This is a genomic window from Azospirillum sp. TSO22-1 (assembly GCF_003116015.1).
GTDB lineage: Bacteria > Pseudomonadota > Alphaproteobacteria > Azospirillales > Azospirillaceae > Azospirillum.
This window is the reverse complement of record NZ_LGQZ01000199.1, coordinates 1-10500: the sequence shown is the minus strand read 5'-3', so window position 1 is coordinate 10500 and position 10500 is coordinate 1. Positions and strand designations below refer to the sequence as shown.

General features: G+C 74.4%; 2 protein-coding genes. Both read right to left on the bottom strand.

The features are described 5' to 3' along the window. Positions 1-77: 77 nt before the first annotated feature. Entirely contained in the window at positions 78-2327 is a 2250-nt protein-coding gene (locus TSO221_RS33455) for a type I secretion system permease/ATPase (protein ID WP_109122786.1), read from the bottom strand. 254 nt (positions 2328-2581) lie between these two features. Beyond that, positions 2582-10500, bottom strand: a 7919-nt coding sequence (locus TSO221_RS33450) for a tandem-95 repeat protein (RefSeq protein ID WP_146208992.1), incomplete at its 5' end; no start/stop codon positions are given.

Below are 10500 nucleotides of genomic sequence, written 5' to 3'. Positions count from 1 at the left end.
TGGGGGGGGCGAGGTCGAGCCCGCCGTAAGGGGTGTCGTGCGGGTCGTGCAGCTCGGTCGCGGTCATGGGACGCTCGTCATTCGGCGGGCACGGGAATGGCGGCGGCGGCGTGGCCCTGCCCGACCTGGAAGGCGTGCAGCAGCGCATAGCGCCCGCCGGCCTGGACCAGATCGGCGTGCGGGCCGTCCTCGACCACGCGGCCGTGCTCCAGCACCAGGACGCGGTCGGCCTCGCGCAACGCCGCCAGACGGTGGGCGATGACGAACACCGTGCGGCCGGCGCAGATGCGCCGCATGTTGCGGTGGATGATCGCCTCGGATTCGTAGTCGAGCGAGCTGGTCGCCTCGTCCAGGATCAGGATGCGCGGGTCACCGACCAGCGCGCGGGCCAGCGCCAGCCGCTGCCGCTGCCCACCCGACAGGCGCATGCCGCGCTCGCCCACCGGCGTGTCATAGGCCTCCGGCAGGCCGACGATGAAGTCGTGCGCACCGGCCAGCCTGGCGACCTCGACGACGCGCTCCATAGGCATGGTCGGGTCGGCCAGCGCGATGTTGTCGCGGACCGAGCGGTTGAACAGCACCACGTCCTGCGGCACCACGCCGATCTGGCGACGCAGCCACGCCGGGTCGATGCCGGCGAGGTCGACGCCGTCCACCGACACCGCGCCGCGCTCCGGCACGTGCAGGCGCTGCAGCAGCTTCGCCACCGTGGATTTGCCCGATCCCGACACGCCGACCAGCCCCACCACCTGCCCCGGCGCCACCTCGAACGATACGCCGTCCAGCACGGCGGGGGCCTTCGGGTGGTAGCGGAAGGTGACGTCGCGGAAGGCGATGCGCCCCTCCACGCGGCCGAGCGGCGTCCGGCCGGGGACGGCGCCCGGCTCCGGCTGGGCGTTCAGCACGTCGCCGACCTTCTGCATGGCGACGCGGGCCTGCTGCACCTGCTGCCAGATCTGCGTCAGGCGCAGCACCGGGGCGCTGACCCGGCCGGCCATCATGTTGACGGCGATCAGCGTGCCGGCGGTGATGGCGTTGTCCATCACCAGGTGCGCGCCGTACCACAGGATGGCCACCGCCATGATCTTGTTCAGGAAGCCGACCACCTGCCCGGTCGCCTCCGACAGCACGGCGGCGCGGAAGGAGGCGCGGGTGTTGGCGACCAGCAGCTCCTGCCAGCGGCGGCGCATGCGCCCCTCCACCGCCATCGCCTTCAGCGTCTCGATGCCGTGCACCGCCTCGACCAGGAAGCTCTGCGCGTCCGCCCCCCGGGCGAAGCGGTCGACCAGCCGGCCCTTCAGCGCCGGCGACACCAGCCCGTGCACCAGGGCGAAGCCCGCCACCGTCAGCAGCACGATGCCGGTCAGCGCCGGACTGAACGACCACATCACTGCGACGAAGACGATGGTGAACAGCACGTCCAGGCCGATGGTCAGGCCCGGCCCGGTGAGGGTGGCGCGGATGCTCTCCAGCTCCTTGACGCGGGCGGCCAGCGCGCCGACCGGACGGCTTTCGAAATAGCTCAGCGGCAGGGCGGTCAGGTGGTCAAACAGGCGGGCGCCCAACTCGACGTCCAGGCGGTTGGTGGTGTGCGTCAGCAGCACGCTGCGCAGCACGCCGGTCAGCGTGTCGAACAGCGCCATGGCGGCCATGCCGATCACCAGCACGTCCAGCGTGCCCACCGACCCCGACGCCAGCACCTTGTCGATCACCACCATGCTGAACAGCGGCGTCGCCAGCCCGAACAGCTGCAGGAACAGCGACGCGAACAGCGACTGCGTCAGCACCCAGCGGTGCCGCGCCAGCGCCGGCAGGAACCAGCGCAGGCCGAAGCGCGCCGGCCCGGCGCCCGACGCTGCCGGCCGCTCCGCCAGGAGCAGGCGCCCGGTCCAACCGGCGTCGAATTCCGCGCGTGGCCGCTCGACCGGCCGGTTGGTCGCCGGATCGAGGACCAGCACCCGCGCCGCGTCGGCCCGCGCCACCAGCACGAAGCCGCCGTCGTGCAACTCAGCCAGCGCCGGAAGGCCGGCGGCGGGCAGCTTGCCCCGACCGACCCGCCGCAGCCGGGCGTGGAAGCCGAGGTCGCGGGCGAGCGTCAGCAGGGTGGAGGCGTCAGCGGATCCGCCCGAGAACCCGCCCAGGCTCCGCGCCATGCGCTGCAGCTCCGCCGGGTCCACAGCCAGCCCGGACAGGCGCAGCAGGGCGGCCAGCGCGGTGACGCCGCCGTCGGTCGCAGGATCGGCGTCAGGCTCGCAACGTCCGGTCGCCACCGCCGGCTCCTTCACGAGCCCGGCGACGCGACGTTCGTGCTGGGGGTGTTCCGACATACGCGGCACGCCTTGCTTAAAATGCCCGATATCAGCAACTTTAGGGTGGCGCGATCCTACTTGTGCTTGCGCTTTTGCGTCAAGTTTGAAACCTGCGGCATCTTCGCCATCCGAGCCTACACTTGCTCCATTTCTTAAAGATGGGATTTTATAATTATGCCGTACAATGTGCGGATGCGGATCACCCGCGGTATATGTCACGTCTGAAACCATGCCCGGCAGCCGGCTTCCACCGGCCGAGGACAATCCCCGGTTTAATGCGCGTGATGCTCTTCGGGTGGAGGCGGAACGGCGAGGAAGGCGACGTCCGGGAGCGGTGGCGCGTCCTCGGGCGGCTCGTCCGCGGCGAACCAGGGCATCGCGGCGATCAGCTGCTGGAGCCCGGCGTCGAGCGACACCGGCTCGGGCGGCGGTACCAGGATCTCCGAGGCGACGGGCGGCGGGGCCGCCGGCGGCGTCTCGGACTGCACGGTCAGGGTGACGTCGCCGACTAGGCCGGTGCTGCCGTCGGCGCGGGTGTACTCGGCATAGCCGTGCACGAGATTGCCGTTGATGGTCTCCGGCGCGCCGCTGCGCTCCAGGCCGATGGCGGCGATGCCGGCCTCGTCCATGGTGCGGAACTCGCCCTCGTCGGTGACGCCGTCCTGGTCGGCGTCCTGCCACACGCCGAAGCGGCCCCATTGCGCGTCGCCGGAATCGAAGACGCCGTTGCGATCGCTGTCGAAGGCATAGGCCAGGCCCTCCAGGTCGGTCATGCCGGGCAGCCCGTAGCTGGCGAGCACCACCTCGCCATAGCCGTCCACCTCGCGGTCGCCGTCGGCGTCGTAGACGAGCAGCGCGTCGTCGGCACCGACCCAGCCGATCACGTCGGGTTGCCCGTCGCCGGTGCCGTCGAACCGGACCGCCGTCGCGCCGGCGCGCAGCAGTTCGATGCCGTCGCCGTCGAGGTCGAGCACCACCGGGTCGCTGCCGCCAGGGAAGTTCTCCTGGTACTGCTGGACGTCAAAGTACACTCTGGCCGAGGCCGTGCCGCCGGCGCCGTCGGTGATGGTGTAGGTGAAGTACGCCGGACCGACGGCGCTTCCGGTGTAGGCGATCAGCCCGTTGCCGACGTACACCGCGCTGGAGTTCCCGTCGCCGCCGACGCTGACCAGGGACAGCGGGTTGCCGTCGGGATCGTAGTCGTTGGCGAGCAGGTCCGAGAGCACCCACCAGCCCGACTGGTTGGCGTAGACCGGGCCGGCCATGTCGTCGCCGGCCACCGGCGCGTCGTTGACCGCCCGGACGTTGATCGTGACCGTCGCGGAGGACTGTCCGCCGCGGCCGTCGCCGACGACGTAGGTGAAGCCCGCCTGCCCGGAGAAGCCGGCCGCCGGGGTGAACACCGCGGTGCCGCCGTCGGTGGTCACGCTGCCGCCGTAGGCGTTGCCCACCCAGTCGAAGCGCAGCGCGTCGCCGTCGAACTCGACGTCGTTCGCCGTGATCGACGCCACGCTGATCGCCACCGGCACGTCCTCGTCGGTGGATGTCGCGTCGCCGAAGGAGATCGGCACGTTGTTGGTGCCGTCGAGGTAGACGATCCGGTCGGCGAAGCGCAGGTACTCCACGCCCGACACGACGTCCCGCCCCTCGTCGCCGTCGACGCCGCTGAGGTCGGTCACGACGGCCGAGCCATAGCCGGTCCGCTCGACGCGGTAGCCCAGCACGTTGCCGGCGTAGTTGGCGCCGTCGTAGCCGTCGCCGCCGTTCAGGGTATCGTCGCCGCCCTCGCCCCAGAGCTGGTCGTTGCCGCCGTCGCCGTTCAGCGCGTCGTTGCCGCCGCGCCCGGCGATGGCGTCGTCGCCGCCCTCGCCGAAGACGACGTCGGCGTTGTTCGAGCCGATGATCTGGTCGCCATGGTGCGAGGCGGTGATCTGTTCGATGTTGACGTACCAGTCGCCGGCGGCCTCGCCGCCGGTGCCGCGGCCGGCGCCCATGTCCACCGACACGCCGCCGCCGGCGTCGTCGTAGTAGACCACGTCGTAGCCGTCGCCGCCGTCCATGTAGTCGGCCCCGCCGCTGCCGCGCAGCAGGTCGTTGCCGCCGCCGCCGAACATCACGTCGTCGCCGTCGCGCCCGTACAGCCAGTCGGCGCCGCCGCCGCCGTCCAGCCGGTTGGAGCCGCCGTCGCCGGCCAGCGTGTCGTCGCTGTCGGTGCCGGCGACCACCTCGATGCCGGTCAGGACGTCGCCCTCGGCATCGCCGCCGTACCCCCGCCCGGCGGCGAGGTCGACGCGCACCGAGCCGCCGCTGTAAGCCACCGTGTCGAGGCCGGAGCCGCCGTCGAGATAGTCGGCGCCGCCGCCGCCGGTCAGGTGGTCGTCGCCGTCGCGCCCGTACAGCGCGTCGTCCCCGCCCCGTCCCTCCAGCCGATCGTTGCCGGAGTTGCCGTCGAGCGTGTTGGCGTTGCCGTCGCCCAGCAGGCTGTCGGCCTGGCCCGATCCCAGCAGATCCTCGATGCCGCTCAGCTGGTCGCCCTGCGCGTCGCCGCCGGAGCCCCAGCCGCCCGCGAGGTCGACATAGACCCCGCCGCCCGACCCGCCGTAGTTGGCGACGTCGCGGCCGGAACCGCCGTCCAGCACGTCGGACCCGGTGCCGCCGGTCAGCTGGTCGTCGCCGTCGCCGCCGCTCAGCCAGTCGTTGCCATCCCGCCCGTCCAGCACGTCGGCCCCGCCGCCGCCGGTCAGCCAGTTGGTGCCGCCGTCGCCCAGCAGCGTGTCGTTGCTGCCGGAGCCGATCACCGCCTCGATGCTGTCCAGGGTGTCGCCCTCGGCGTCGCCGCCGCTGCCGCGCCGCGCCCCCAGGTCGACCGCCACCCCTCCGGAAGAGGTCGCGTAGGTCGCGGTGTCGGTGCCGTCGCCGCCCAGCAGCGCGTCGCGCCCGGCGCCGCCGGCCAGCAGGTCGTCGCCCTGGTCGCCGGCCAGCGTGTCGTCGCCGTCGCGCCCTTCCAGGCGGTCGTTGCCGCCGCCGCCGGACAGCTGGTTGCCGTTGCCGTCGCCGAGGAACGTGTCGTCGGAGCTGGAGCCCGTCAGGTCCTCGATGCCCGACAGCACGTCGCCCTGCGCCTCGCCGCCGGAGCCCCAGCCGCCGGCCAGATCGACGTAGACGCCGGCGCCCGAGGAGTCGTACAGCGCCCGGTCGCGGCCGGAGCCGCCGTCCAGCCGGTCCGCCCCGGCGCCCCCGGTCAGCGTGTCGTCGCCGCTGCCGCCGAACAGCAGGTCGTTGCCGTCGCGGCCCTGCAGCGTGTCGTTGCCGTCGCCGCCCTCCAGCTGGTTGGAGCCGCCGTCGCCGAGCAGCACGTCGGCATGGGCCGAGCCGACGACGTCCTCCACCCCGGCCAGGGTGTCGCCCTGCGCGTCGCTCCAGGCGCCCAGCCCGGCCGCCAGGTCGATGCGCACCGCCCCGGCGGAGCCGGCGTAGCTCGCGCGGTCCAGCCCGTCGCCGCCGTCCAGCCGGTCGGCGCCGGCACCGCCGACGAGCAGGTCGTCGCCGGCACCGCCCGTCAGGGTGTCGTCGCCGCCGCGACCGTCCAGCGCGTCGTTGCCGGCCCCGCCGACCAACCGGTTGGCGTTCGCATCGCCGAGCAGCGAGTCCGCGTGCGCGGAGCCTTCCACGTCCTCGACCGCGGTCAGCACGTCGCCGGCGGCTTCGCCGCCCGCCCCGGTGCCGGCCGCCAGATCCACCAGGATCCCGGCCCATGACGCGGCGTACGACGCCGTGTCGCGGCCCCGTCCGCCATCGAGCCGGTCCGCCCCGGCGCCCCCGATCAGCCGGTCGTCGCCGTCGCCGGCCAGCAGCACGTCGTCACCGCCGCGCCCGTCGAGCAGGTCGTCGCCTGTGCCGCCGTCGAGCTGGTTCGTCCCGCCGTCGCCCAGCAGCGTGTCGGCCCAGGCCGAGCCGATGAGGTCTTCGATCCCCGCCAGCGTGTCGCCTTCGGCGTCGCCGCCCGCGCCGGTGCCGGCCGCCAGATCCACCGTCACGCCGGCCGGCGAGCCGGCGTACTCGGCGCGATCGGTGCCGGCACCACCGTCGAGCCGGTCCGCGCCGGCGCCGCCGACCAGCCGGTCGTCGCCGGCGCCGCCGGACAACGTGTCGTTCCCCGCCCGGCCGTCGATGTCGTCGTTGCCGTCGCCCGCCTCGATGACGTTGACGTCGTCCCGGCCGAGCAGCGTGTCGGCGTGGGCGGAGCCGGTGACGTCCTCCACCCCGGTGACGACGTCGCCTTCCGCCTCGCCGCCCAGCCCGACGCCGGAGCGCAGATCGACGTACACACCCGCCGCCGAGGCGGCGTAGACGGCGCGGTCGCGGCTGCCGGCGCCGCCGTCGAGACGGTCCGCCCCGGTGCCGCCGGTCAGCGTGTCGTTGCCGTCGCCGCCGGCCAGCGTATCGCCGCCGTCGCCGCCGGCCAGCCTGTCGTCGCCGCCGCCGCCGGCCAGCGTGTCGTCGCCGTCGCCGCCAATCAGCGTGTCGTCGCCGTCGCCGCCGAGCAGCGTGTCGTCGCCGCCCCGCCCGTCGAGCACGTCGGCACCGCCGAGGGCGTCCAGCCGGTTGGCGCCGCCGTCGCCGTACAGCGTGTCGGCCTGCTCCGACCCGACCAGATCCTCCACGCCGGTCAGCGTGTCGCCCTCCGCCTCGCCGCCGAGGCCGGTGCCCACCGCCAGGTCCACCGTCACGCCGAGCGTGGAGAGCGCGTAGATCGCCACGTCGATGCCGGTGCCGCCGTCGAGCCGGTCCGCCCCGGCACCGCCGGTCAGCGTGTCGGCGCCCTGCCCGCCGGTCAGGGTGTCTGCCCCGTCCCGGCCGTCGAGCGCGTCGGCGCCCGAGCCGCCGTCGAGCCGGTTGTCGGCGGCGCTGCCCAGCAGCGTGTCGGCGCCGTCCGAGCCGGTAAGATCCTCGATGCCGGTCAGCGTGTCGCCCTCGGCGTCGCCGCCCAGGCCGGTGCCGGCGGCAAGATCCACCTGCACCGCCGTGTCCGACCGGCCGTAGTCGGCATGGTCCCGCGTCCCGTCGCCCCCGTCGAGGATGTCGGTGCCCCGCCCGCCGATCAGCACGTCGTCGCCCGCCCCGGCGATCAGGGTGTCGTCGCCGTCCCGCCCGTCGAGCCGGTCGTCGCCGGCCCCGGACTCCAGGCGGTTGGCACCGCCGTCGCCCAGCAGCGTGTCGGCATGGTCGGATCCGACGAGGTTCTCGATCCCGGCCAGCAGGTCGCCTTCGGCCTCGCCGCCCAGGCCCGTGCCGGCGGCGAGATCGACCGTCACGCCGGCCGCGGAGCGGTCGTAGAGCGCCACGTCGATGCCGCTGCCGCCGTCCAGCACGTCGGCCCCGGTGCCGCCGGTCAACGTGTCGGCGCCGGCCCCGGCGGTGAGGGTATCGTCGCCGTCCCGCCCGTCGAGCACGTCGGCACCGCCGAGGGCGTCCAGCCGGTTGGCGCCGCCGTCGCCGAGCAGGGTGTCGTCGTGCTCCGACCCGATCAGGTCCTCGACGCCGGTCAGCGTGTCGCCCTCCGCCTCGCCGCCGAGGCCGGTGCCGGCCGCAAGGTCGACCGTCACGCCGAGGGTCGATAGCGCGTAGATCGCCACGTCGATGCCGGCACCGCCGTCGAGGGTGTCGGCCCCGGTGCCGCCGATCAGCACGTCGTCGCCATCGCCGCCGGTCAGGGTGTCGTCGCCGTCACGCCCGTCGAGCAGGTCGGCGCCATCGCCACCGTCCAGCCGGTTGACAAGCGCGTCGCCGAGCAGCGTGTCCTCGTGATCCGAGCCGGTGAGGTCCTCGACCCCGACCAGCGTATCGCCCTCGGCGTCGCCGCCCAGGCCGGTGCCGGCGGCGAGATCCACCCGCACGGCCGCGTCCGAGCGGCCGTAATCGGCGTGGTCGCGCGTCCCGTCGCCGCCGTCGAGCCGGTCGGCGCCCCGCCCGCCGATCAGCACGTCGTCGCCGCCGTCGCCGTACAGCCGGTCGTCGCCGTCGCGGCCGTCGAGCCGGTCGTCGCCGGCCAAGCCTTCCAGCCGGTTCGCGCCCGCGTCCCCGAGCAGGACGTCGCCGTGGTCCGAGCCGACCAGATTCTCGACTCCGGACAGGGTATCGCGCTCCGCCTCGCCGCCGGAACCGGTGCCGGCGTCCAGGTCGACTGCGACGCCCTCTCCGGACAGGCGATAGGTCGCCGTGTCGATGCCGCCGCCGCCGGACAGCCAGTCGCTGCCGGTGCCGCCGGTCAGCACGTCGTCGCCGCCGTCGCCGTACAGCCGGTCGTCGCCATCCCCGCCGGTCAGCATGTCGTCGCCGCCGTCGCCGTACAGCCGGTCGTCGCCATCCCCGCCGGTCAGCACGTCGCCGCCGCCGTCGCCGAACAGCCAGTCGTCGCCGCCCCCGCCGGTCAGCACGTCGTTGCCGTCGCCGCCGGTAAGCCGATCGTCGCCCGCCCGGCCGTCCAGCAGGTCGTCGCCGGCGCCGCCGTCCAATTCGTTGCCGAGCGAATCGCCGAACAGCCGGTCGCCCGACGCCGATCCCGTCAGGTCCTCGACGCCGACCAGCGCGTCGCCCTGCGCGTCGCCGCCCGCACCGAAGCCGGCGGCGAGGTCCACCCACACCGCCGAGTCCGACCGGCCGTAGTCGGCGCGGTCGCGCCAGCCCACGCCGCCGTCGAGCACGTCGGCCCCGGTGCCGCCGATCAGCACGTCGTCGCCGGCGCCGCCGAACAGGTCGTCGTCGCCGTCCCGGCCGTCCAGCCGGTCGTCCTCGCCTTCCCCGTCGAGGCGGTTCGCGCCGGAGTCGCCCAGCAGCAGGTCGCCCGCGTCCGAGCCGAACAGGTTCTCGATCCCGGTCAGGCTGTCGCCTTCGGCATCGCCCCGGGCGCCGGTTCCGGCCGCGAGGTCGACGATGACGCCCGCATCGGACTCCCGGTACGTCGCCGTGTCCACCCCGGCACCGCCGTCGAGCCTGTCCGCTCCCTCACCGCCGGCCAGCCAGTCCCTGCCGTCACCCCCCGACAGCGTATCGGCCCCGCCGCGGCCGTACAGCCAATCGTTGCCGCCGAGCCCATCGAGGCGGTTGCCGTCGCCGTCGCCCGACAGGACGTCGGCCAGTTCCGACCCGACGACGTCCTCGATTCCGGACAGCCGGTCGCCCGCTGCGTCGCCCGTCACGCCGGCCCCGGAGGCGAGGTCCACCCCGACCCCCGCCGACGCCCCGGCGTAACTCGCCACATCGCGGCCGGCCCCGCCGTCGAGCACGTCCGCCCCGGTGCCGCCGGTCAGCGTATCGTCGCCCGCCCCGGCGGTGAGGGTGTCGTCGCCGGTCCGCCCGTCGAGCACGTCGTCGCCCGCGCCGCCATCGAGTTGATTGCCGGCGGCGCTGCCCAGCAGCGTATCGGCGTGGTCGGAACCGGTGATATCCTCGACACCGACCAGCGTGTCGCCCGCGGCGTCGCCGCCGATGCCGGTGCCCGCGGTGAGATCGATCCGCACCGCCGCTTCCGACCGGTCGTAGAGCGCGCGGTCGCGGGTCCCGGCGCCGCCGTCCAGCGCATCGGAACCCGCGCCGCCGGTCAGCGTGTCGTCGCCGACACCGCCGGTCAGCGTGTCGTCGCCCGCCCGCCCGTCCAGGACGTCGTTGCCGCGCGCGCCGTCCAGGGCGTTATCCTGCGCGTCGCCTTGCAGCGTGTCGTCGCCATCGGAGCCGGTGAGGTCCTCGATGCCGTCCAGCCGGTCGCCGGCGGCATCGCCGCCCAGCGCCAACGCCAGCGCGAGGTCGACCTGCACCGCCGACGACCCGGCATACAGCGCCCGGTCACGCTGCCCGGCTCCGCCGGACAGCGTGTCGGCGCCGGCTCCGCCGGACAGCGTGTCGTCGCCGGTGCCGCCGTCCAGGCGGTTGGCGCCGGCATCGCCGGTGAGCCGGTCGCCATACGCCGACCCGGTCACGTCCTCGATGCCCGACAGCACGTCGCCCTGCGCGTCGCCGCCCGTGCCGGTGCCCGCCGCGAGGTTCACCGTAACGGCCGCGGCGGACCCGTCGTAGCGCGCATGGTCATGCCCGGCGCCACCGGACAGCCGGTCGGCGCCCGCGCCGCCGCTCAGCGTGTCGTCGCCCGTCCCGCCGGACAGCGTGTCGTCACCGGCGCGGCCGTCCAGCACGT

Bases quoted from the DNA above. Each gene is read 5' to 3' on its own strand.
- TSO221_RS33455 (WP_109122786.1), bottom strand. From the start codon at position 2,327: ATGTCGGAACACCCCCAGCACGAACGTCGCGTCGCCGGGCTCGTGAAG.